The sequence below is a fragment of the Cupriavidus sp. FW305-46 genome (assembly GCF_058787075.1).
Genome location: NZ_JBYSZI010000059.1, coordinates 1 through 22095, shown reverse-complemented (window position 1 = coordinate 22095; position 22095 = coordinate 1). Strand labels below are relative to the sequence as shown.

21 protein-coding genes are annotated in these 22095 nt (G+C 67.7%); 20 read left to right on the top strand and 1 reads right to left on the bottom strand.

Features of this window, described 5'->3' with window-relative positions:
• Nucleotides 1–3: 3 nt before the first annotated feature.
• Nucleotides 4–1080, bottom strand: a complete 1077-nt coding sequence (locus AC3WON_RS24725) for an MBL fold metallo-hydrolase (RefSeq protein ID WP_492320759.1) — start codon at nucleotides 1078–1080, stop codon at nucleotides 4–6.
• A gap of 205 nt (nucleotides 1081–1285) precedes the next feature.
• On the opposite strand from AC3WON_RS24725, the gene AC3WON_RS24720 reads away from it, so the two are divergent.
• From AC3WON_RS24720 to AC3WON_RS24625, 20 genes are all read left to right on the top strand, one after another.
• On the top strand, nucleotides 1286–1750 hold the full coding sequence (locus tag AC3WON_RS24720; RefSeq protein WP_492320758.1) for a MerR family transcriptional regulator: 465 nt from the start codon (nucleotides 1286–1288) through the stop codon (nucleotides 1748–1750).
• Between the two features lie 127 nt (nucleotides 1751–1877).
• Nucleotides 1878–2354 (top strand): PaaI family thioesterase, encoded by a 477-nt coding sequence (locus tag AC3WON_RS24715; protein WP_492352921.1) that lies wholly within the window; start codon nucleotides 1878–1880, stop codon nucleotides 2352–2354.
• A 64-nt stretch (nucleotides 2355–2418) separates the two neighbouring features.
• Entirely contained in the window at nucleotides 2419–3600 is a 1182-nt protein-coding gene (locus AC3WON_RS24710) for an isovaleryl-CoA dehydrogenase (protein WP_492352920.1), read from the top strand.
• Between the two features lie 111 nt (nucleotides 3601–3711).
• On the top strand, nucleotides 3712–5547 hold the full coding sequence (gene aceK, locus AC3WON_RS24705; protein ID WP_492352919.1) for a bifunctional isocitrate dehydrogenase kinase/phosphatase: 1836 nt from the start codon (nucleotides 3712–3714) through the stop codon (nucleotides 5545–5547).
• On the top strand, nucleotides 5544–6215 hold the full coding sequence (gene can / locus AC3WON_RS24700) for a carbonate dehydratase (RefSeq protein WP_492320754.1): 672 nt from the start codon (nucleotides 5544–5546) through the stop codon (nucleotides 6213–6215). Before aceK ends, can begins: the two co-directional genes overlap by 4 nt.
• Nucleotides 6216–6265: 50 nt before the next feature.
• Entirely contained in the window at nucleotides 6266–7444 is a 1179-nt protein-coding gene (locus AC3WON_RS24695) for an acetyl-CoA C-acetyltransferase (RefSeq protein WP_492352918.1), read from the top strand.
• Nucleotides 7445–7574: 130 nt separating this feature from the next.
• Nucleotides 7575–8255 (top strand): SDR family oxidoreductase, encoded by a 681-nt coding sequence (locus AC3WON_RS24690; RefSeq protein ID WP_492320752.1) that lies wholly within the window; start codon nucleotides 7575–7577, stop codon nucleotides 8253–8255.
• 30 nt (nucleotides 8256–8285) lie between these two features.
• Nucleotides 8286–9416 carry an acyl-CoA dehydrogenase family protein gene (locus AC3WON_RS24685; RefSeq protein WP_058698937.1) on the top strand — a complete coding sequence of 377 codons (1131 nt, stop codon included), beginning with the start codon at nucleotides 8286–8288 and terminating at the stop codon, nucleotides 9414–9416.
• 87 nt (nucleotides 9417–9503) lie between these two features.
• Nucleotides 9504–10160 carry a 2-hydroxychromene-2-carboxylate isomerase gene (locus AC3WON_RS24680; RefSeq protein WP_010813261.1) on the top strand — a complete coding sequence of 219 codons (657 nt, stop codon included), beginning with the start codon at nucleotides 9504–9506 and terminating at the stop codon, nucleotides 10158–10160.
• Nucleotides 10157–10843, top strand: a complete 687-nt coding sequence (locus AC3WON_RS24675; RefSeq protein WP_492320750.1) for an HAD family hydrolase — start codon at nucleotides 10157–10159, stop codon at nucleotides 10841–10843. Before AC3WON_RS24680 ends, AC3WON_RS24675 begins: the two co-directional genes overlap by 4 nt.
• Nucleotides 10840–11277, top strand: a complete 438-nt coding sequence (locus AC3WON_RS24670) for a YchJ family protein (RefSeq protein WP_010813263.1) — start codon at nucleotides 10840–10842, stop codon at nucleotides 11275–11277. Before AC3WON_RS24675 ends, AC3WON_RS24670 begins: the two co-directional genes overlap by 4 nt.
• Entirely contained in the window at nucleotides 11274–11951 is a 678-nt protein-coding gene (locus AC3WON_RS24665; protein WP_492352917.1) for a glutathione S-transferase family protein, read from the top strand. The genes AC3WON_RS24670 and AC3WON_RS24665 overlap by 4 nt, the downstream gene beginning before the upstream one ends.
• 53 nt (nucleotides 11952–12004) lie before the next feature.
• Nucleotides 12005–13612: a carboxyl transferase domain-containing protein gene (locus tag AC3WON_RS24660; RefSeq protein ID WP_492320748.1), complete on the top strand. Its 1608-nt coding sequence runs from the start codon at nucleotides 12005–12007 to the stop codon at nucleotides 13610–13612.
• Between the two features lie 43 nt (nucleotides 13613–13655).
• Nucleotides 13656–14552: a dienelactone hydrolase family protein gene (locus tag AC3WON_RS24655; RefSeq protein WP_492352916.1), complete on the top strand. Its 897-nt coding sequence runs from the start codon at nucleotides 13656–13658 to the stop codon at nucleotides 14550–14552.
• Nucleotides 14553–14590: 38 nt separating this feature from the next.
• Entirely contained in the window at nucleotides 14591–15379 is a 789-nt protein-coding gene (locus AC3WON_RS24650; protein WP_492320746.1) for an enoyl-CoA hydratase/isomerase family protein, read from the top strand.
• Between the two features lie 264 nt (nucleotides 15380–15643).
• Nucleotides 15644–17056, top strand: a complete 1413-nt coding sequence (bioA, locus tag AC3WON_RS24645; RefSeq protein WP_492352915.1) for an adenosylmethionine--8-amino-7-oxononanoate transaminase — start codon at nucleotides 15644–15646, stop codon at nucleotides 17054–17056.
• Entirely contained in the window at nucleotides 17046–18260 is a 1215-nt protein-coding gene (gene bioF / locus AC3WON_RS24640) for an 8-amino-7-oxononanoate synthase (RefSeq protein WP_492320744.1), read from the top strand. Before bioA ends, bioF begins: the two co-directional genes overlap by 11 nt.
• Nucleotides 18257–18994, top strand: coding sequence for a dethiobiotin synthase (gene bioD, locus AC3WON_RS24635; RefSeq protein ID WP_492320743.1), 738 nt, complete (start codon nucleotides 18257–18259; stop codon nucleotides 18992–18994). The genes bioF and bioD overlap by 4 nt, the downstream gene beginning before the upstream one ends.
• A gap of 19 nt (nucleotides 18995–19013) precedes the next feature.
• Nucleotides 19014–20045, top strand: a complete 1032-nt coding sequence (gene bioB / locus AC3WON_RS24630; protein WP_492352914.1) for a biotin synthase BioB — start codon at nucleotides 19014–19016, stop codon at nucleotides 20043–20045.
• Between the two features lie 64 nt (nucleotides 20046–20109).
• A partial coding sequence (locus AC3WON_RS24625; RefSeq protein WP_492352913.1) for an acetyl/propionyl/methylcrotonyl-CoA carboxylase subunit alpha occupies nucleotides 20110–22095 on the top strand: 1986 nt, incomplete at its 3' end.

Genomic DNA, 22095 nt, shown 5'->3' with positions numbered 1-22095 from the left:
CAGTCAGGCCGCGCGGAAGCGGATCACGCCGTCGTCGCCGGTTTCCCGCGCCAGCTCGCCGCGGTGCCACAGGCAGTGCAGGTGGGCCAGCGACTCGCCCATGGCGAAGGTCATCTGGTGGATGTCGAACTGGCGCTTGAAGATCACGCTGACGATGTCGTGCGCGCTGCAGGCCTTCTCGCCGCAGGCTTCGAGCGTTTCGGCGAGGCGGTCGGCATGGTGCTCGCGCAGCTGCATGATGCGGGTATGCAGGTTGCGGAAGGGGCGGCCATGCGAGGGCAGGATCAGCACGTCCTGCGGCAGCGGTTCGTACTTGCCGAGCGAATCCAGGTAGAGCTGCAGCGAATTGCCTTCGGGCTCCATGTCGAACACGCTGACATTGGTCGAGATGCGCGGCAGCACCATGTCGCCGGAGATCAGCACATTGGTGGCGGCGTTGTACAGCGCCACGTGCTCGGGCGAATGGCCGAAGCCGGTGATCACGCGCCAGGCCGAGGTCGCCGCATCGGTGCCGATCCGCACCGTGTCGCCCTCCATCATGCGGCGGTACTGCGCCGGCAGGTCCGGCACCAGCGACGGGTAGTAGGTCTTGCGCGCGCGCAGCTTTTCCTGGCTGTCGGCATCGGTCAGGCCGTGCAGCGCGAAGTGCGCGGCGGCGGCGTCGCCGCCCGCGCTGGAGCCGGCACCGGTGCCGCTGCCCATCACGCGCGCGCTCATGTAGTCGCCCAGGCTCATCCACAGCCGCACGCCGAAGCGCTTGCACAGCCAGTGCGCCAGGCCGACATGGTCGGGGTGGCTGTGCGTCACCAGCACGCGCACCACTGGCAGGCCTTCCAGCTCATTGGCGAAGATGGTTTCCCAGTGGCCCTTGATGATGTCGTTGGTGATGCCGCAGTCGATGATGGTCCAGCCGTCGCGGCCGTCCAGGCGGTCGCGCAGCAGCCACAGGTTGATATGGTCGAGCGCGAACGGCAGCGGCATGCGCAGCCAGTAGACGCCGGGGGCGACTTCCTGCTTGGAGCCGGGCTCGGGCATGGTATCGCCGAACGGGTATTGGAGCTGGTGTTCGAGTGCGTTCATGAGGAGTCTCGTGGTCGAAGCCTGGCGCGGGGCGCGGGCTTTCTCGTTCTGCCGGCACGCCAAGCATTGAGCAGGGGCGTGCAAGCACCGGTTGCCAGCCGATCTGGTTGACGCTAACGTAAACGTCAATCATACGGGTTCGTTTCCATCTTAAGCGAAAACTTGACTTCACAACGAACGACCGTTCACTTTCTTTGGGCAGGCTATGTCAGCGACGCCAGCGGCGGCTTCCGCCACTTACACCATCACCGACCTTGCGCGTGAATTCGACATCACGCCCCGGGCCATCCGTTTCTACGAGGACCAGGGCCTGCTGTCGCCGGAGCGCGAAGGGCCGGGCGGGCGCAAGCGTGTCTACAACGGCCGTGAACGGACCCGGCTGAAGCTGACGCTGCGCGGCAAGAGGTTGGGGCTTACTCTCAATGAGATCCGTGAGATCCTTGACCTCTACGAGTCACCACGCGACACAGCCCCGCAGCTGGAGCGCTTTCTGCACTCGCTCGCGGCGCACCGGCGCACACTGGAGCGGCAGATGGAAGACCTGCAGGCACAACTGGCCGAGATCGACCAGCATGAGCGCCAGTGCAGGGCCTTGCTGGCCGCCCAGACCGGCAAGCAGCAGCCGGCCACGGAAGGCGGCGATGCGCCGGCCCGGACCTCGGCCGCCTGAAGCGCCACTTCCACCGGCATCCGTGCCGGATAGGATTGACGTTTACGTAAACGTCAATAGAATACCCGGACAGCGCGCGCAGCCTGTTGCTGCCGGCGACCCAACGTTTTCACACCGGAACTCCGCCATGACGTCATCCAACGCCAGTGCCGTACCCGCTGAACCAGGATCGCTGTCCGCCGCGCGCGCCGACGCCATCGCCACCAGCTTTTCCCGCCAGGGGCTGATGGCCACCTTTGGCGCGACCCTGCGGCGGGTGGAGCGCGGCGAGGTCGAGCTGGCGATGCCGTGGTCCGACGGCGTGACCCAGCAGCACGGCTTCTTCCACGGCGGTGCGGTGGGCGCGCTGGCCGACAGCGCCTGCGGCTACGCCGCGCTGACCATGGTGGGCGAAGATGAGGCGGGCCTGACCGCCGAGTACAAGATCAACCTGCTGTCCCCCGCCCAGGGCGAACGCCTGGTGGCGGTGGGGCGGGTCCTCAAGCCCGGGCGCACGCTGATCGTGGCGCAGGGCGATGTCTATGTCGAGCAGGACGGCCGCCGCAAGCAGGTGGCCACCATGCTGATGACGCTGTGCGTGGTCAAGACTCTGGGCCACGTCTGAACTGACGGCTCCGGCCATCCATCCGGAACCCGACACACATACCGATTCCAAACAGGAGACCATCATGACCGAACTGCCAGGCCTGAAATTCGATCTGGGCGAAGACATCGAGATGCTGCGCAACTCCGTGCGCGACTGGGCCCAGGCCGAGCTGGCCCCGCGCGCCGCCGAGATCGACCGCACCGACCAGTTCCCGATGGACGCCTGGAAGAAGATGGGCGACCTGGGCGTGCTGGGCATCACCGTGGCCGAGGAATACGGCGGCGCCAATATGGGCTACCTGGCGCACATGATCGCGATGGAAGAGATCAGTCGCGCCTCGGCGTCGGTGGGCCTGTCCTACGGCGCGCACTCCAATCTGTGCGTGAACCAGATCCACCGCAACGGTACTGCCGCGCAGAAGGCCAGGTACCTGCCCAAGCTGGTCTCGGGCGAATGGATCGGCGCGCTCGCCATGAGTGAGCCCAATGCCGGCTCCGACGTGGTCAGCATGAAGCTGCGCGCCGAGCTCAAGGGCGACCGCTACGTGCTCAACGGCACCAAGATGTGGATCACCAACGGCCCCGACTGCGATGTGCTGGTGGTCTACGCCAAGACCGAGCCCGAGCTGGGCGCGCGCGGCATGACCGCCTTTATCGTCGAGAAGGGCATGAAGGGCTTCTCGGTGGCGCAGAAGCTGGACAAGCTGGGCATGCGCGGCTCGCACACCGGCGAACTGGTGTTCCAGGACGTGGAAGTGCCGGTCGAGAACATCCTGGGCGCCGAGAACGGCGGCGCCAAGGTGCTGATGAGCGGGCTGGACTATGAGCGCGCGGTGCTGTCCGGCGGACCGGTCGGGATCATGCAGGCGTGCATGGACGTGGTCACCCCGTATATCCACGACCGCAAGCAGTTTGGCCAGAGCATCGGCGAATTCCAGCTGATCCAGGGCAAGGTGGCCGATATGTACACCACGCTGCAGGCGGCGCGCAGCTACCTGTACACGGTCGGCAAGAACCTGGACGCGCTGGGCAGCGGCCATGTGCGCCAGGTGCGCAAGGACTGCGCCGCGGTGATCCTGTACACCGCCGAGAAGGCCACCTGGATGGCGGGCGAGACCGTGCAGATCCTGGGCGGCAACGGCTATATCAACGAATACCCGGCCGGCCGCCTGTGGCGCGACGCCAAGCTGTACGAGATCGGCGCCGGCACCTCGGAAATCCGCCGCATGCTGATCGGCCGCGAGCTGTTCGCCGAGACCATATAAAGCGCAAGGGGGGCGCCGAAATCACCCGGAGCCCCCGCCCGAACCCCATTACAATCTCAGTACCCGTCGCAAGACCTCTCGCCGCACTTTCTCCCCGGCCCCCGTCGACCCATGTCCCACTTCCCCAAACTGCTCTCCTCGCAGATTGCCTTCGATGTGGCGAGAACGATGCTCGACGGGTTCGACAAGCATTACCGCCTGTTCCGCGAGGTCAGCCACCAGGCCAAGCTGAAGTTCGAGGCCGGCGACTGGCACGGGCTGCAGCAGATCCAGCGCGACCGCATTGCGTTCTACAACGAGCGCGTGCGCGAATCGAGCGTGATCCTGGAAGACGAGTACGACGCCGAGAACATCGAGGACGAGATCTGGCAGCAGATCAAGCTGCACTACATCGGCCTCCTGACCAACCACCACCAGCCCGAGCTGGCCGAGACCTTCTTCAATTCGGTCTGCACGCGCATCCTGCACCGCTCGTACTTCAACAACGATTTCATCTTCGTGCGCCCGGCGATCTCGACCGAGTACATCGAGAACGAGGAATCGCCCACGCGCCCGACCTTCCGCGCCTACTACCCGGGCAGCCGCGAGGGTATGGCCGCGTGCTTCGAGCGTATCGTGCACAACTTCCAGCTGGAGTCCCCGTTCGAGGACCTGCAGCGCGACATCGGCTACGTGGTGCGAGCGGTCAGCGAGCATTTCGGCGACCTGCGCATCGCGCCGAATTTCCAGGTACATACGCTGTCGTCGCTGTTCTTCCGCAACAAGTCGGCCTTCATCATCGGCCGTATCCTGAACGGCGACCGCACTTTCCCGCTGGCGATCCCGATCGTGCATGGCCCCGGCGGCAAGCTGGCGCTGGACACGGTGCTGCTCAAGAAGGAACAGCTGCTGATCCTGTTCTCGTTCACGCACTCCTATTTCATGGTCGACATGGAGATCCCGTCGGCCTACGTGACCTTCCTGCGCGACATCATGCCGCGCAAGCCGCGCGCCGAGATCTATACCTCGCTGGGCCTGCAGAAGCAGGGCAAGAACCTGTTCTACCGCGACTTCCTGCACCACCTGCAGCATTCGTCGGACAAGTTCATCGTTGCACCCGGCATCCGCGGGCTGGTGATGCTGGTGTTCACGCTGCCGTCGTACCCCTACGTGTTCAAGGTCATCAAGGACTTTTTCCCGGCGCCCAAGGAAACCACGCGCGAGCTGGTCAAGTCCAAGTACCAGCTGGTCAAGCAGCACGACCGCGTCGGCCGCATGGCCGATACGCTGGAGTACTCCGACGTGGCCTTCCCGCTCTCGCGCTTCGACGAGGCGCTGGTGCGCGAGTTCGAGCAGCACGCGCCGTCGATGATCGAATACCAGCGCGGCAAGGACGGCGGCGAAGAGATCGTGGTGCGCCACGTCTATATCGAACGCCGCATGACGCCGCTGAACATCTACCTGACGGAGGGCACTGACGAGCAGGTCGAGCACGGCGTGATCGAATACGGCAACGCCGTCAAGGAGCTGATCGCAGCGAACATCTTCCCGGGAGACATGCTGTACAAGAACTTCGGCGTCACGCGCCACGGGCGCGTGGTGTTCTACGACTACGACGAGATCGAGTACCTGACCGACTGCAACATCCGCCACGTGCCGCAGCCGCGCAACGAGGAAGAGGAGATGTCGGGCGAGGTCTGGTACACGGTGCGTCCGCACGATATCTTTCCCGAGACCTTCCGCACCTTCCTGCTGGGCGACACGCGCGTGCGCGCGGCGTTCCTGCGCCATCATGCGGATTTTTTCGAACCTGCCATGTGGCAGAGCCATAAGGACCGGCTGCTGGCCGGACATGTTCATGACTTCTTTGCCTATCACAGTTCAGAGCGATTCATTTACCGCTACGGCGAAGCCGGCGGCGCGCAGGGCGCTGTTGCCGATCCTGGTCCCGCAAGGAGGGTCGCATGACTGACGCCATCGCCCAGCTGTTCCGCAACAACCGCGAGTGGGTTGACCGGGTCAACGCCGAAGACCCCACCTTTTTCATGCGCCTGGCCAACCAGCAGGCGCCCGAGTACCTGTGGATCGGCTGCTCCGATTCGCGCGTGCCGGCCAACCAGATCCTGGGCCTGGCCCCGGGCGAGGTGTTCGTCCACCGCAATATCGCCAACGTGATCGCGCACAGCGACCTGAACGCGCTGTCGGTGATCCAGTTCGCGGTAGAGGTGCTCAAGGTGCGCCATATCACCGTGGTGGGCCACTACGGCTGCGGCGGTGTCAAGGTCGCGCTCAAGCGCGAGCGCATCGGCCTGGCCGACAACTGGCTGCGCCATGTGCGCGACGTGGCTGACAAGCACGAGGCCTATCTCGGCACGCTGCTGCGCGAGGACGACGCCCATACCCGGCTGTGCGAGCTCAATGTGATCGAGCAGGTCAACAACGTCTGCCAGACCACCGTGATCCAGGACGCCTGGACCCGCGGCCAGGCCGTGACCGTGCATGGCTGGGTCTACGGCGTGTCCGACGGCCTGCTGCGCGACCTGGGCATGGCCGCCAGCAACAACGACGAACTGCATGAGCAGCTGGCCGCGGCCTACCGCCAGTACGGCGACCCGCCGCAGGCGTCGATCCGCTGACCGGACGCACCCGACACCGCTTCTTCATACACCGATCCAGGAGACCCGACATGGAAGAGATCGTCATCGTTTCAGCCGCCCGCACGCCGATGGCTGCGTTCCAGGGCGAATTCGCCAGCGTCACCGCGCCGCAGCTGGGCGCCGTGGCCATCCGCGCCGCCGTCGAGCGCGCCGGCCTGAAGCCCGAGCAGGTGGAAGAAGTGGTGTTCGGCTGCGTGCTGCCGGCCGGCCAGGGCCAGGCCCCGGCGCGCCAGGCCGCGCTGGGCGCGGGCCTGCCGCTGGGCGTGGGCTGCACCACCGTCAACAAGATGTGCGGCTCGGGCATGCGCGCGGCCATGACCGTCTACGACGGGCTGATCGCGGGCTCGTTCGATGTTGCCATTGCCGGCGGCATGGAGAGCATGACCAATGCGCCGTACCTGGTGCCGAAGGGCCGCGGCGGCTACCGCATCGGCCACGGCATGATCTACGACCACATGATGCTGGACGGCCTGGAAGACGCGTATGACAAGGGCCGCGCCATGGGCACCTTCGGCGAGGACTGCGCCGCCAAGTATGGCTTTACGCGCGAGCAGCAGGACGAATTCGCGATGGAAAGCGTGCGCCGCGCCCAGCAGGCCACCGAGAACGGCGACTTCCGCTGGGAGATCGCGCCGGTGACCGTGTCCGGCAGGGGTGGCGACACCGTGATCGACACCGACGAAGGCCCGCGCCGCATCAAGCTCGACAAGATCCCCTCGCTCAAGCCCGCCTTTGCCAAGGCCGGCACCATCACGGCGGCCTCGTCGTCGTCCATCAACGACGGCGCCTCGGCGCTGGTGATGATGCGCGCCTCCACCGCGAAGCAGCTCGGCCTGCAGCCGATCGCGCGCATGCTCGGCCACACCACCCACGCGCAGGCGCCGGGCTGGTTCACCACCGCGCCGGTGGAAGCGATTTCCAAGCTGTACCGCAAGCTGGACTGGACCACCGACAGCGTCGACCTGTTCGAGATCAACGAGGCCTTCGCCGTGGTGCCGATGGCGGCCATGCACGACCTCAAGATCCCGCGCGACAAGGTCAATATCCATGGTGGCGCCTGCGCACTGGGGCACCCGATCGGCGCTTCGGGCGCGCGCATCATGACCACGCTGATCGGCGCATTGCGCAAGACCGGCGGCAAGCGTGGGGTGGCGAGCTTGTGTATCGGTGGGGGTGAGGCGACTGCGGTGGGGATCGAGATCCTGTAACGCGCTCCTTCCCGCTTGTTTTCTCCCCTCTCCCGCAAGCGGGAGAGGGAGCAAGACAGAGGCAGTTTGCTGAACCCGTGGCCGGGCGAGTCATTTCGCGCTCCGGCCAGCCCGACAAAGGAGCACAGCCTTGCCAACCGTCCTGATCCTCGGTGCCTCGCGCGGCATCGGCCTTGAATTCGTACGCCAGTACCGTGCCGACGGCTGGCGCGTCATTGCGGCGGCGCGTACGCCCGAAGGCGTCGGCGCATTGCAGGCGCTGGGCGCCGAAGCCCATCAGGTCGACCTGTCCGATGCCGGCGCGGTCGCGGGCCTGGGCTGGAAGCTCGACGGCGAAGCCCTCGACGTGGCGATCTACAACGCCGGCGTGCTGGGACCCCGCACCGAAGGCGCGCAACCGGTCACGCCGCAGGAATTCGACCGGGTGATGCATGTCAACGTGTTGGGCCCGATGATGGCGCTGCCGCTGCTGCTGCCCTATGTCGAAGCGGGCCAGTCCGGCCACGGCGGCGTGCTGGCGGTGCTGTCTTCGCGCATGGGCAGCATCACCGCGATGGAGCACAGCACCAGCTGGCTGTACCGCGTCAGCAAGGCCGGCGCCAATGCGGCGCTGCGCGCGGTGTCGCTCGATGCGCGCCACGCCACCTGCGTCGCGCTGCACCCGGGCTGGGTCAAGACCGACATGGGCGGCCAGGAAGCCGACCTGACCGTGCAGCAGAGCGTCAAGGGCATGCGCCAGGTGCTGGCCGGCGTCAAGCGGCGCGACAACGGCACCTTCCACAACTACGACGGCACGCCCATCCCCTGGTAAGCGCGCCCGCACACTGAGCATCGAACCGACATGCTGCTGACCCCCGAACAGGAAATGATCCGAGACGCCGTGCGCCAGTTCGCGCAGGAAGTGATCGCGCCGCAGGCCGCGCAGTGGGACCGCGACAAGACCTTCCCCAAGGACGTGCACCGCGAACTCGCGGCGCTGGGTGCCTACGGCGTGGCGGTTCCGGAGGAATATGGCGGCGCCGGACTGGACTACCTGTCGCTGGCGCTGATCCTGGAAGAGATCGCGGCCGGCGATGGCGGCACCTCCACCGTCATCAGCGTCAACAACTGCCCGGTGTGCAGCATGCTGATGTCGTTCGCCAGCGAGGCGCAGAAGCAGCAGTGGCTGGTGCCGCTGGCGCGCGGCGAGATGCTGGGCGCGTTCTGCCTGACCGAGCCGCACGTCGGCTCGGATGCGTCGGCGCTGCGCACCACTGCGGTACGCGATGGCGACCACTACGTGCTCAACGGCGTCAAGCAGTTCATCACCAGCGGCCAGAACGCCGACGTGGCGATCGTGCTGGCCGTGACCGACAAGGCCGCAGGCAAGCGCGGCATCAGCGCCTTCATCGTGCCGACTTCGACCCCGGGCTACGTGGTGGCGCGGCTGGAGGACAAGCTCGGCCAGCACTCGTCGGACACCGCGCAGATCCTGTTCGAGGACTGCCGCGTGCCGGCGGCCAACCTGCTCGGCGACGAGGGCGGCGGCTACAAGATGGCGCTGTCGGGACTGGAAGGCGGGCGCATCGGCATCGCCTCGCAGAGCATCGGCATGGCGCGCGCGGCGTTCGAGGCGGCGCTGGCCTATGCCAAGGAGCGCGAGAGCTTCGGCCAGCCGCTGTTCCAGCATCAGGCGGTGCAGTTCCGCCTGGCCGAGATGGCCACCCGCATCGACGTGGCGCGCCAGATGGTGTGGCACGCCGCCGCACTGCGCGACGCCGGCCGCCCGTGCCTGAAGGAAGCGGCCATGGCCAAGCTCTTTGCCAGCGAGATGGCAGAGCGGGTGTGCTCGGATGCGATCCAGGTGTTCGGCGGCTACGGCTACGTCAGCGACTTCCCGGTGGAGCGCATCTACCGCGACGTGCGCGTATGCCAGATCTATGAGGGCACCAGCGATATCCAGAAGATCCTGATCGCGCGCGCGCTGGCCTAGCGATGCGCGTACGATGGGGCGTGTGCCGCGAAGGCGGCACGCTTCCCTGATCCCAGTACCGGCAACCACAACAAGAAGGGCCCCGACATGACCGCAGCGATCGACTTCTACTTTGATTTCTCTTCGCCCTACGGCTACTTTGCCAGTACCCGCATCGACGACCTGGCGCAGAAGTACGGGCGCATCGTCGCCTGGCATCCCATCCTGCTGGGCGTGGTGTTCAAGACCACGGGCGCCTCGCCGCTGCCGCAGCTGCCGCTCAAGGGCGATTATTCGTGGCGCGATTTCGAGCGCACCGCGCGCTTCCACGGCATCGAATACAAGCGCCCCACGCATTTCCCGCTGCCCACCACGCACGCCGCGCGCGCCATGCTGTGGCTGCAGAACCACCACGGCGACGACATCGCCGCGGCCTTTGCCAAGTCGGTGTACCGCGCGCTGTTCGTCGACGACATCAATATCGCCGAGCCGGCCGAGATCATGAAGCTGGCCGAGCCGCTGGGCGTGGACGTGCAGGCGCTGGATGCCGGCGCCACCAGCTACCAGATCAAGGACCAGCTCAAGGCCGAGATCGACGTGGCGATGGCCAAGGGCGTGTTCGGCTCGCCCTTCGTCATCATCGACGGCGAGCCGTTCTGGGGCTTCGACCGCTTCGACCAGGTCGAGGCCCACCTGAAGAGCCGCCGCCAGACTGAACTCCGGGCCGTGCCGAGCCTGGACACCAAGGAAAAGAAACCCGCATGACTGCAGCAACCCGTGGCCATTCCGGCCGATTCGATTGCGTGATCTTCGACTGCGACGGCGTGCTCGTCGACAGCGAGCCCATCGTCAACCGCGTGCTCAACCAGATGCTGAACGAGCTTGGCATCGAGATCTCGCTGGAAGACTCCACGCGCCTGTTCCTCGGCCGCGCCGTGCGCGAAGAGCTGGAGATGATCGAGCGCATGCGCGGCGCGCCGCTGCCCGAGAACTGGCTGTCGACCTGGCTGGCGCGCCGCAATGCGGTGCTGGAAGCGGAAGTCGCCGCGGTCGCCCATGTGCGCGAGGCGATTGGCAAGATCGCCGCCACCGGCATGCCGGTGTGCGTGGCGTCGGGTGCGGACCGCGTCAAGGTCAAGCTGCAGCTGACCAGGACCGGCCTGGTCGAGCTGTTCCAGCAGGATGAGCGCGAGCATATCTTCTCCGCCACCGAAGTGGCGCGCAGCAAGCCCGCGCCCGATGTGTACCTGCTGGCCGCGCGCACCATGGGCGTTGAGCCGGGGCGCTGCGCCGTGGTGGAAGACAGCCCGACCGGCGTGACCGCGGGCGTTGCCGCCGGCATGACGGTGTTCGGCTACGCCGAGCGCAACGATGCCGCGCTGCTGCGCGAGGCCGGCGCGGGCACCATCTTCACCGATATGCGCGACCTGCCGGAGCTGGTGGGATGACGGCGAAAGCGGCAGGCCGCCTGCCCAAGGCCGGACCGGTGCCGTGCCCGTGTGGCAGCGCGGACTATGCCGCCTGCTGCGGCCGCTTCCATCGTGGCGAGGCACTGCCGCCCAATGCCGAGGCGCTGATGCGCTCGCGCTACAGCGCCTATGTGCTGAACGACATGGAATGGCTGCGGCAGACCTGGCATGCATCGACCTGCCCGGCCGACCTGTTGCCGGATACCGCCACGCGCTGGCTCGGGCTCACGGTGAAGGCGCATGCGCAGCAGGACGATGCGCATGCCGAAGTGGAATTCGTGGCGCGCTACAAGGTAGGCGGGCGCGCCATGCGGCTGCACGAACGCAGCCGCTTTGTACGCGAGCCGCGCGCGCCTGGCGAGGCACCGCGCTGGCTCTATGTGGATGGCGACATGATCGGGGAGACATCATGAGCATCGAGAAGCGGAACGAGCCTGAGTACCTGCTGTATTGCTTTGCCCAGTCCGGCAATGCCTACAAGGTGGCGCTGCTGCTGGAAACCGTCGGCGTGCAGCGCGGCCAGCAGCTGTGGCAGCCGCGCTTCGTCGATTTCTTCAACGGCGAGACCCGCACGCCCGAATACCGCGCCATCAACGTGATGGGCGAGGTGCCGGTACTGGAGTTCGGCGGCCAGCGCCTGTCGCAGTCCGGTGCCATCCTGGAAACGCTGGCCACGCGCCTCGATGCCTACGGCCCGCGCGACGAGGCCGAGCGCGCCGAGGTGCTGCGCTGGCTGCTGTTCGACAACCACAAGTTCACGTCCTACACCGCCACCTACCGTTTCATGCGCACCTTTGCCAGGTCGCCTGACCCGGCCGTGCTGGAGTTCTTCCGCGCGCGCTGCGAAGGCGCGTGGAACGTGCTCAATGCGCACCTGGCCGGGCGAGCGTTCCTGCTGGGCGAGCGCGTCACCATCGCGGACTTCTCGCTGGCGGGCTACGTCTTCTTCGACGACGAGATCGGCGTGCACTGGCGCAAGGAGTATCCGCATATCCACGCCTGGGCCGAGCGCATCCGTGCGCTGCCGGGCTGGAAGCACCCCTACGACCTGATGCCGGGGCACCCGCTGCCCAGGCACGCAAGCTGAGCCCGGCCGCTGGCAGGACGGCGAAAACCAATATCAAGCAGGAAGAGACACAGATGCCCACCCTGGAAACCAAACTCAACGCCCGCTCCGAATCCTTCAAGGCCAACGCCGAGTCGATGCAGGCCCTGGTGGCCGACCTCAAGGCCAGGATCGCGAAGCTGGCCGAAGGCGGCGGCGAAGACGCGCGCAACAAGCACCTGTCACGCGGCAAGCTGCTGCCGCGCGAGCGCGTGCAGCAACTGCTCGATCCCGGCACGCCGTTCCTGGAGCTGTCGCAGCTGGCCGCCTACGACATGTACGACGATGCCGCGCCGGGCGCGGGCATCATCACCGGCATCGGCCGCGTGGCCGGGCAGGAGTGCGTGATCGTCTGCAATGACGCCACCGTCAAGGGCGGCACCTACTACCCGATGACGGTCAAGAAGCATGTGCGCGCGCAGGAGATCGCCGAGGAGAACAACCTGCCGTGCATCTACCTGGTGGATTCCGGCGGCGCCAACCTGCCCAACCAGGACGACGTGTTCCCCGACCGCGACCACTTCGGCCGCATCTTCTACAACCAGGCCAACCTGTCCAAGCAGGGCATCCCGCAGATCGCGGTGGTGATGGGATCGTGCACCGCCGGCGGCGCCTACGTGCCGGCGATGAGCGACGAGTCCATCATCGTCAAGAACCAGGGCACCATCTTCCTGGGCGGCCCGCCGCTGGTGAAGGCCGCCACCGGCGAGGAGGTCAGCGCCGAGGACCTGGGCGGCGCCGACGTGCATACGCGCCTGTCGGGCGTGGCCGACTACTTTGCACAGAACGACCATCACGCGCTGAGCCTGGCGCGCAATATCGTGCAGCACCTGAACCGCCGCAAGCCGGACCAGATCCGCCTGCACGAGCCGGTCGAGCCGCTCTACCCGGTGGAAGAACTGTACGGCGTGATCCCCACCGACACGCGCAAGCCCTACGACGTGCGCGAGGTGATCGCGCGCCTGGTCGACGGCTCCGAGTTCGACGAGTTCAAGGCGCGCTACGGCACCACGCTGGTGTGCGGCTTCGCGCGCATCTGGGGCTACCCGGTCGGCATCGTCGCCAACAACGGCATCCTGTTTTCCGAATCCGCCCTGAAGGGCGCGCACTTTATCGAGCTGTGCTGCCAGCGCAAGATCCCGCTGGTGTTCCTGCAGAACATCACCGGCTTCATGGTGGGCCGCAAGTACGAGAACGAAGGCATTGCCCGCAATGGCGCCAAGATGGTGACCGCGGTCGCCACCGCGCAGGTGCCCAAGTTCACGGTGATCATCGGCGGCTCGTTCGGCGCCGGCAACTACGGCATGTGCGGGCGCGCCTATTCGCCGCGCTTCCTGTGGATGTGGCCGAACGCGCGCATCTCGGTGATGGGCGGCGAGCAGGCCGCCAGCGTGCTGGCCACGGTGCGCCGCGACGGCATCGAAGGCAAGGGCGGCAAGTGGAGCGCGCAGGAGGAAGAGGCGTTCAAGCAGCCGATCCGCGACCAGTACGAGCACCAGGGCCATCCGTACTACGCCAGCGCGCGGCTGTGGGACGACGGCGTGATCGACCCGGCGCAGACCCGCACCGTGCTGGGCCTGGGTCTTTCCGCCAGCCTGAACGCACCGATCGACGAGATGAAGTTCGGCGTGTTCCGCATGTAATCCCGGCCACGCCGCTACTGACCCCATTACCGCCTTCCACCCCATGCGCAGCGTCGCCCGCCTGCTTCGCAGCCCAGCCCTGGTCACGGCGCTTGCCTTGCTGGCGCCGCTGTCCGGGCATGCGCAGAGCGAGAACGGCAACGGCAATCCTGCGCCGCGCATGCGCTTCCAGGAGCAGGTGGTGATGCTGCCCAAGGCGGCGATCCCGTCGCGCATCGACCTGGAGGCCACGGTATTCAAGCCGGCTGGCGACGGGCCGTTCCCGCTGGTGGTGATCAACCACGGCAAGGCGCCGGGCCGGCCCGCGATGCAGGGGCGCGCGCGCTTTCCGGCGCAGAGCCTGGAATTCCTGCGCCGCGGCTACGCCGTGGTGCTGCCGATGCGGCAGGGTTTTGCGCGCTCGGGTGGCGCCTATGTGGGCGGCAGCTGCGACATCGAGACCAACGGCATGATGCAGGCCGACGATGTCGTCGCCACGCTCGACTTCATGGCCACGCAGCCCTATGTGGACATGGACCGCATTGTCGTGATCGGCCAGTCGCACGGGGGCCTGACCACGATGGCGTTCAGCACCATCGGCTATCCGGGGGTGCTGGGCGTGGTCAATTTCGCGGGCGGGCTGCGCAACCTGAACTGCCCGGACTGGGAAGAGCGCCTGGTCGATGCCTTTGCCAGCTATGGCGGCCTGGCGCGCTACCCGTCGCTGTGGGTGTACGGCGACAACGACAGCTACTGGCCGGTGCCCTTGCCCGGCCGCATGTTCAACGCCTTCAAGGCGCGCGCCACCGGTCCCGCGGCCAGATCGCGGCTGGTGGACGTGGGCGAGTTCGGGAACGACTCGCATCGCGTCTTCAGCGCACGCGAAGGCATCCCGGTGTGGTTGCCTGAAGTCGGCAACTTCTTCCGCTCGCTGGGGCTGCCGTTCGACGCCGGCACCTGAACCGCACCAGACAACTTAATCCGCCAACGGAGCGAACCATGGAATTCACCGCCCTGACCGTCAATATCGCCAGCCACGTCGCCACCGTCACGCTGAACCGGCCCGATGTGCGCAACGCCTTCAACGAGACCGTGATCGCCGAGCTGACCGGCGCCTTCCGCGCGCTGGGCGACATGGACGAGGTGCGCGCCATCGTGCTGGCCGGCAACGGCCCGGCCTTCTGCGCCGGCGCCGACCTGAACTGGATGAAGAAGATGGCGGGCTATTCCGACGACCAGAATCGCGCCGATGCGCTGACCCTGGCGCAGATGCTGCACACCATCTGGTCGTGCCCGCGCCCGGTGATCGCGCGCATCCAGGGCGACACCTACGCCGGCGGCATGGGCCTAGTGGCCGCCTGCGATATCGCGGTGGCCGCCGAGCACGCGCACTTCTGCCTGTCCGAGGCGCGCCTGGGCCTGCTGCCCGCCACCATCAGCCCGTATGTGATCCGCGCGCTGGGCGAGCAGGCCGCACGCCGCTACTTCATCACCGCCGAGCGTTTCGATGCCGCCGAGGCGCTGCGGCTGGGCTTTGTGCATGCGGTGGTGCCGGCCGAGGCCCTGGACGCCAAGGTCGCTGAACTGGCGACCGCGCTGGTGGCCAACAGCCCGAACGCCGTGCGCGAAAGCAAGCGGCTGGTGCAGGACATCGCCGGGCGCGTGATCGACAACGACTTGCTGGCCGATACCGCGGACCGGATTGCGAAGATCCGGGCGTCGGAAGAGGGGCGTGAAGGGGTGAAGTCGTTCCTGGAGAAGCGCTCGCCGTCGTGGCGCCCCGCTTGAGTCACACATCCGGCCTGCCGCAGTGAAAAAAGACACCGGCAGGTTGCGTGGAGATCGCGGCACGCTAGCGACAAGAACGGCGCTTCACCCCGATAACGTTCGGCAAATCCGGTCAAAGCACAGCTAACGTAAAAATATCGCCTTCGTTGCCAAGCCCGAGAAGACTTTCCTAACATGACCCTCCCCAACCTGTCCGCCACCATCGCACTGCCCGGCCTCGCCGGCAGCGGCGCGCGCGCGGACGGTCAACAAAGGAGGGCTATCTTGGATCACCTGTCCCTTTCCCCAGGCAGCGACGCGCAGGCACTCGGCCAGCGCAGCCGCAACGCCGTCTGGCATCCATGCACGCGGCTGCGCCCCGACGACGACGCGGTGCCGCTGGCGATCGTGCGCGGCGTTGGCCCGTGGCTGCATGATGCCGACGGCCGCCGCTATTTCGACGCCACCAGCTCCTGGTGGGTCAACCTGTTCGGCCACGCCAACCCGCGCATCAACGCCGCGCTGGCCAGCCAGCTGGAAACGCTTGAGCACGTGATGCTCGCCGGCTGCACCCACGCTCCGGCGGTGGAGCTGGCCGAGCGCCTGTCGGCGCTGACCGGCGGCGCGCTCGGCAATGTCTTCTACGCTTCGGACGGCGCTTCGGCGGTCGAGATCGCGCTGAAGATGAGCTTCCACTACTGGCGCAATACCGGCCTGCCGGCCAAGCGCGAGTTCGTCTGCCTGCGCCATGGCTACCACGGCGAGACCGTGGGCGCGCTCGCGGTGACCGACGTGGAAGTGTTCCGCGATGCCTATGATCCGCTGATCCGCCGCGCACACGTGGTGATGTCGCCCGACGCACGCCAGGCCGCACCCGGCGAGAGCGCTGCGGACGTGGCCGCCCGCGCCCTGGCGGAGCTGGAAACCCTGCTGCGCGAGCGCGCCGGCCAGATCGCCGCGCTGATCGTCGAGCCGCTGGTGCAGGGCGCCGCCGGCATGGCAATGTACGACCCGTCGTATCTGGATGGCGCGCGCGCACTGTGCGACCGCTACCGGATCCACCTGATCGCCGACGAGATCGCGGTGGGCTGCGGGCGCACCGGCACCTTTTTCGCGTGGGAACAGTCGCGCGCCGGGGAGGCGCCGCTGCCCGCGCACCTGTGGCCTGACTTCCTGTGCCTGTCCAAGGGCATCAGCGGCGGCTACCTGCCCCTGTCGCTGGTGCTTTCGCGCCCGGAGATCCAGCGCGCCTTCGTCGCCGACGAGCTGGCCCGCAGCTTCCTGCATTCGCACTCCTACACCGGCAACCCGCTGGCCTGCCGCGCCGCGCTGGCCACGCTGGACCTGTTCGCGCAGGACGACGTGCTCGCGCGCAACCGCGAGCGCGCGCACTGGCTTGCCGACGGCATGGCCGCGCTGGCCGCCGACGCGCGCCTGCGGCACGTGCGCCAGCGCGGGCTGATCTGGGCCGCCGATGTGCGCGATGACGTCGCCGGCGCCGACTTTGCCGCGCGCTTCCATCACGCCGCGCGCGAGCGCGAGCTGCTGGTGCGTCCGATCGGCAATACGGTGTACGTGATGCCGCCCTACGTCTTCGATGCCGCGCAGGCACGCTGGCTGGGCGAGCAGATGCTGGCCACGCTCGACGATGTAACCACCGATGTGACCACGAGCGGGGAGGTGCGCCATGCTGCTTGAACAACTGAGGCAGGCCGCCGAACAGCGCCACGCGCTGGCCCTGACGCGCCGCCGCCGCGTTGCCCACACTGCCTGCGCGCCGCATCAGGCCGTGGGCGAAGACGGGTCCGAGCCGGAATCGCTGCTGACCTTCTGCAGCAACGACTACATGGGGCTGGCCAACCACCCGGATGTGATCGCCGCGCTGGTGGAAGGCGCGCAGCGCTATGGCGCGGGCAGCGGGGCCTCGCACCTGGTCAGCGGGCATTCGCTGGCGCACACGCAGCTGGAAGCGGAACTGGCGCGCTGGCTCGCCCCGCATATCCCGCATGCGCGCACGCTGTATTTCTGCACCGGCTACATGGCCAACATGGCGGTGCTGACCGCGCTGGGCACGGCGGGCGCCACGCTGTTCTGCGAGTCGCTCAACCATGCCTCGCTGATCGATGGGGCGCGGCTCGCGCGCGCCGACGTGCAGCGCTACCCGCATTGCGACACCGCCGCGCTGGAAGCGCTGCTGGCGGCCAGCACCAGCGAGCGCAAGCTGATCGTGACCGACAGCGTGTTCAGCATGGACGGCAATGTCGCGCCGCTGCGCAAGCTGCTGGAACTGGCCGAGCGCCATGACGCCTGGATCATCGTCGATGACGCCCACGGCTTCGGCGTGCTGGGCGAGCAGGGCCACGGCGTGCTGGAAGCGCTCGGGCTGTCGTCCGAGCGGCTGATCTATATCGGCACGCTCGGCAAGGCCGCCGGCGTGGCGGGCGCCTTCGTTGCCGCGCACGAGACCATCATCGAACACCTGGTCAACACCGCGCGGCCGTATATCTACACCACGGCCGCGCCGCCGGCAGTCGCGCATGCGCTGCTGGCCAGCCTGGCGATCATCGAAGGAGAAGAGGGCACGCAACGCCGCGCGCAACTGACGCGCTGCATCGCCATGCTGCGCGAGGGGCTGGCCCAGCTGGCTGCCATCGCGGGCTGGACGCTGGGCGACAGCGAGACCGCGATCCAGCCGCTGATCGTCGGCGACAATGGCGCCGCGCTGGCGCTGTCGGCCACGCTCGAGGCGGATGGCATCCGCGTCGGCGCGATCCGGCCGCCGACCGTGCCGGAAGGCACCGCGCGGCTGCGCATCACGCTGTCGGCCGCGCACACCGAAGACGATGTGCGGCGCCTGCTGGATGCCCTGAGCGCCGCCGTGGCGCAGCGGGAGGTCGCATGAGCACGCGTGCGCCTTTCGCCTGCTTTATCACGGGCACCGATACCGGCATCGGCAAGACCCACGCCAGCGCCACGCTGCTGCATGCGCTCCATGCCGCCGGCTACCGCACCGCGGGCATGAAGCCCGTGGCCAGCGGCAGTGAGTGGCGCGACGGCCATTGGCACAACGACGACGTGGCGCAGCTGCGCGCCGCCAGCTCGGTGGCGGTGCCGCTGGGCCAGACCTGCCCGTTCCTGCTGCGCACCCCGTGCTCGCCGCACCTGGCCGCCGCGCACGAGGGCGTGCGCATCACGCGCGCGCCGGTCCGTGCCGCCTTCGACGCGCTGCGCCGGCAGGCCGATGCGGTGGTGGTTGAGGGCGTGGGCGGCTTCAACGTGCCGCTCGACGCAGGCGCGGTGCGCTGGAACACCGCCGACCTGGCGGTGATGCTGGCGGTCCCGGTAGTGATGGTGGTCGGCATCCGGCTCGGCTGCCTGAACCACGCCATGCTGACCGCCGAAGCCATCCGCGCGCGCGGCCTGCCGCTGGCGGGCTGGATCGCCAACCGGGTCGACCCGGACATGCTGCTGGCCGACGAGAACATCGCCACGCTGCACGCGTCGCTGGACGCGCCTTGCCTGGGTGAATTGCCCTGGCAACTGGCGCCCGCCGCGGCAGCTGGCCGGCTCGACCTTGCGCCGCTGTTCGCCGCCGCTACCCAATACCAAGCCGAGGCCGCCGGCCTTGCTGCCTGAACCAGAATTCGCATCGATCATGACTCAAGCTCACACCGCTACCACCGTTACTACCGTTTCCGTCGATTCCCTGCGCCAGAGCGCGCGCTCGCACGCACTGCCCGATGACGCCGCGTGGCGCGTCGATGACGTTGCCGCGCTGTTCGCGCTGCCGTTCAACGACCTGCTGTTCCGCGCCCAGCAAGTGCACCGCGAGCACTTCGACGCCAATACCGTGCAGCTGTCCACGCTGCTGTCGATCAAGACCGGCGGCTGCGAAGAGGATTGCGGCTACTGCCCGCAGAGCGCGCACCACAATGCCGGCGTGAAGGCCGAGAAGCTGATGGCGCTGGACGAGGTGCTGGACGCCGCGCGCGCGGCCAAGGCCAATGGCGCCACCCGCTTCTGCATGGGCGCCGCCTGGCGCAGCCCCAAGGACCGCCACCTGGAGCCGGTGATGGACATGGTGCGCGAAGTCAAGGCCATGGGCCTGGAGACCTGCGTCACGCTCGGCATGCTCAAGGCCGAGCAGGCGCAGCAGCTCAAGGAGGCGGGGCTGGACTACTACAACCACAACCTGGATACCTCGCCTGAGTTCTACGGCAAGATCATCACCACGCGCACCTACCAGGACCGGCTCGACACCATCGGCCATGTGCGCGACGCCGGCATCAATGTCTGCTGCGGCGGCATCGTCGGCATGGGCGAGGCGCGCGAAGCGCGCGCCGGCCTGATCGCGCAGCTGGCGAATATGGACCCGTATCCGGAGTCGGTGCCCATCAACAACCTGGTCCAGGTCGAGGGCACGCCGCTGGCGGGCACCGAGGCGCTGGACCCGTTCGAGTTCGTCCGCACCATTGCCGTGGCACGCATCACCATGCCGCGCGCCATGGTGCGCCTGTCCGCCGGCCGCGAGGCCATGGACGAAGCGTTGCAGGCGCTGTGCTTCATGGCCGGCGCCAATTCCATTTTTTACGGCGAAAAGCTACTGACCACCGGCAACCCGCAGGCCGACCGCGATCGCGCCCTGCTGGCCCGCCTCGACATCCGCGCAGAGGGCTACGCGGGATGACGAGGTAAGGAAGCCCACCGGTAGTCAGCTGGCTCGCCGTCCTGTCGAAAAACTAGGAGGAGCCATGTTCAACAAGATCCTGATCGCCAACCGCGGTGAAATCGCCTGCCGCGTGGCCGCCACCTGCCGCCGGCTCGGCATCCGCACCGTCGCGGTGTACTCGGATGCCGACGCCGACGCGCGCCACGTCGCCTTCTGCGACGAGGCCGTGCATATCGGCGGCGCGGCCGCGCGCGACAGCTACCTGCGCGCCGACCACATCATCGAGATGGCGAAGGAAGCCGGCGCCCAGGCCATCCACCCGGGCTACGGCTTCCTGTCCGAGAACGAAGCCTTTGCCGAGGCCTGCGCCGCGGCGGGGCTGGTCTTCATCGGCCCGCCGGCGTCCGCCATCCGCGCGATGGGCAGCAAGAGCGCGGCCAAGCAATTGATGGAGAAGGCCGCGGTGCCGCTGGTGCCCGGCTACCACGGCGAGGACCAGGGTCCGGCGCTGCTGCGCCGCGAGGCCGACCGCATCGGCTACCCGGTGCTGCTCAAGGCCAGCGCCGGCGGCGGCGGCAAGGGCATGCGCGTGGTCGAGTCGGGCGACGCCTTCGAGGCTGCGCTCGCTTCGGTTAAGCGCGAGGCCAGCGCCAGCTTCGGCGATGACAAGGTGCTGGTGGAGAAGTACCTGACGCGCCCGCGCCATATCGAGATCCAGGTGTTTGCCGATACCCACGGCAACTGCGTCTACCTGTTCGAGCGCGACTGCTCGGTGCAGCGCCGCCACCAGAAGGTGCTGGAAGAAGCTCCCGCGCCAGGCATGACCGAGGCGCGCCGCCGCGCCATGGGCGAAGCGGCGGTGGCCGCGGCCAAGGCGGTCGGCTATGTCGGCGCCGGTACGGTGGAGTTCATCGCCAACCAGGACGGTTCGTTCTACTTCATGGAGATGAACACGCGCCTGCAGGTGGAGCACCCCGTCACCGAGATGATCACCGGGCAGGACCTGGTCGAATGGCAGCTGCGCGTCGCCGCCGGTGAAGCGCTGCCGCTCACGCAGGACCAGCTGCGCATCGACGGCCACGCCCTGGAAGCACGCATCTACGCCGAGAACCCCGACAAGCAGTTCCTGCCGTCCACCGGCACGCTGCGCTTCCTGCGCACGCCGCCGGCGGTGCAGTTCATGCGCGGTGAGGATGTGCACGGCCCGGCCGGCATCCGCATCGACGCCGGCGTGCGCGAGGGCGACACCATCAGCCCGTTCTACGACCCGATGATCGCCAAGCTGATCGTCTGGGGCAAGGACCGCGACGAGGCACTCTCGCGCATGCGCCAGGCGCTGGCGGCCTACCACGTGGTGGGGTTGTCGACCAACGTGGCCTTCCTGCAGCGGCTGGTGTCGTCCCAGGCGTTCCGCACGGCGGACCTCGACACCGGCCTGATCGAGCGCAACGAGAAGGTCCTGTTCCCGCCGCCGGCGCCGGTCGGCCTGGAAGTCATCGCGCTGGCGGTGGCGGCGCTGTTCGACCGCGAGGCCCGCGAGCGCCGCATCGACGCCGCCGACCAGCATTCGCCGTGGACCCATGGCGGCGCGTGGCGGCTGAACGGCGGCGTGTCGCGCACGCTGCGCTTCGGCTATGGCGAGCAGGTGCTGGAGGTGATGCTGAGCACCAACGAGCGCGGCAGCACGCTGATCTATGCGGACCAGGCGGCGCCCTTTGCCTGCACCTGCCAGGCCGACGATATCCGCATCAACCTCGGCACCCGGCGCGCGCACGGGCAGGTGCATGCCGATGGCGAGACCTTCCACGTCTTCTATGCCGGGCGGCATGTGAGCCTGGCCTGGCTCGATCCGCTGGCCCATGCCGGCGAGACCGAAAGCGAAGGCGGCAAGCTCACCGCGCCGATGCCCGGGAAGGTCATTGCGGTGATGGTCGAGGCTGGCAGCACCGTCACGCGCGGCACGCCGTTGCTGGTGATGGAGGCCATGAAGATGGAGCACACCATCAGCGCACCGGTGGACGGGGTGGTGAGTGAGGTGCTTTACGGGGTCGGGGAGCAGGTGGTGGAG

Excerpts from the sequence above, each read along its gene's own strand:
- bioF (WP_492320744.1), top strand. The coding sequence starts at position 17,046 with ATGCTGCTTGAACAACTGAGGCAGGCCGCCGAACAGCGCCACGCGCTG.
- aceK (WP_492352919.1), top strand. The coding sequence starts at position 3,712 with ATGTCCCACTTCCCCAAACTGCTCTCCTCGCAGATTGCCTTCGATGTG.
- AC3WON_RS24715 (WP_492352921.1), top strand. The coding sequence starts at position 1,878 with ATGACGTCATCCAACGCCAGTGCCGTACCCGCTGAACCAGGATCGCTG.
- AC3WON_RS24685 (WP_058698937.1), top strand. The coding sequence starts at position 8,286 with ATGCTGCTGACCCCCGAACAGGAAATGATCCGAGACGCCGTGCGCCAG.
- bioD (WP_492320743.1), top strand. The coding sequence starts at position 18,257 with ATGAGCACGCGTGCGCCTTTCGCCTGCTTTATCACGGGCACCGATACC.
- AC3WON_RS24675 (WP_492320750.1), top strand. The coding sequence starts at position 10,157 with ATGACTGCAGCAACCCGTGGCCATTCCGGCCGATTCGATTGCGTGATC.
- AC3WON_RS24695 (WP_492352918.1), top strand. The coding sequence starts at position 6,266 with ATGGAAGAGATCGTCATCGTTTCAGCCGCCCGCACGCCGATGGCTGCG.
- AC3WON_RS24670 (WP_010813263.1), top strand. The coding sequence starts at position 10,840 with ATGACGGCGAAAGCGGCAGGCCGCCTGCCCAAGGCCGGACCGGTGCCG.
- AC3WON_RS24650 (WP_492320746.1), top strand. The coding sequence starts at position 14,591 with ATGGAATTCACCGCCCTGACCGTCAATATCGCCAGCCACGTCGCCACC.
- bioB (WP_492352914.1), top strand. The coding sequence starts at position 19,014 with ATGACTCAAGCTCACACCGCTACCACCGTTACTACCGTTTCCGTCGAT.
- AC3WON_RS24720 (WP_492320758.1), top strand. The coding sequence starts at position 1,286 with ATGTCAGCGACGCCAGCGGCGGCTTCCGCCACTTACACCATCACCGAC.
- AC3WON_RS24680 (WP_010813261.1), top strand. The coding sequence starts at position 9,504 with ATGACCGCAGCGATCGACTTCTACTTTGATTTCTCTTCGCCCTACGGC.
- AC3WON_RS24665 (WP_492352917.1), top strand. The coding sequence starts at position 11,274 with ATGAGCATCGAGAAGCGGAACGAGCCTGAGTACCTGCTGTATTGCTTT.
- AC3WON_RS24655 (WP_492352916.1), top strand. The coding sequence starts at position 13,656 with ATGCGCAGCGTCGCCCGCCTGCTTCGCAGCCCAGCCCTGGTCACGGCG.
- can (WP_492320754.1), top strand. The coding sequence starts at position 5,544 with ATGACTGACGCCATCGCCCAGCTGTTCCGCAACAACCGCGAGTGGGTT.
- AC3WON_RS24725 (WP_492320759.1), bottom strand. The coding sequence starts at position 1,080 with ATGAACGCACTCGAACACCAGCTCCAATACCCGTTCGGCGATACCATG.
- AC3WON_RS24710 (WP_492352920.1), top strand. The coding sequence starts at position 2,419 with ATGACCGAACTGCCAGGCCTGAAATTCGATCTGGGCGAAGACATCGAG.
- AC3WON_RS24660 (WP_492320748.1), top strand. The coding sequence starts at position 12,005 with ATGCCCACCCTGGAAACCAAACTCAACGCCCGCTCCGAATCCTTCAAG.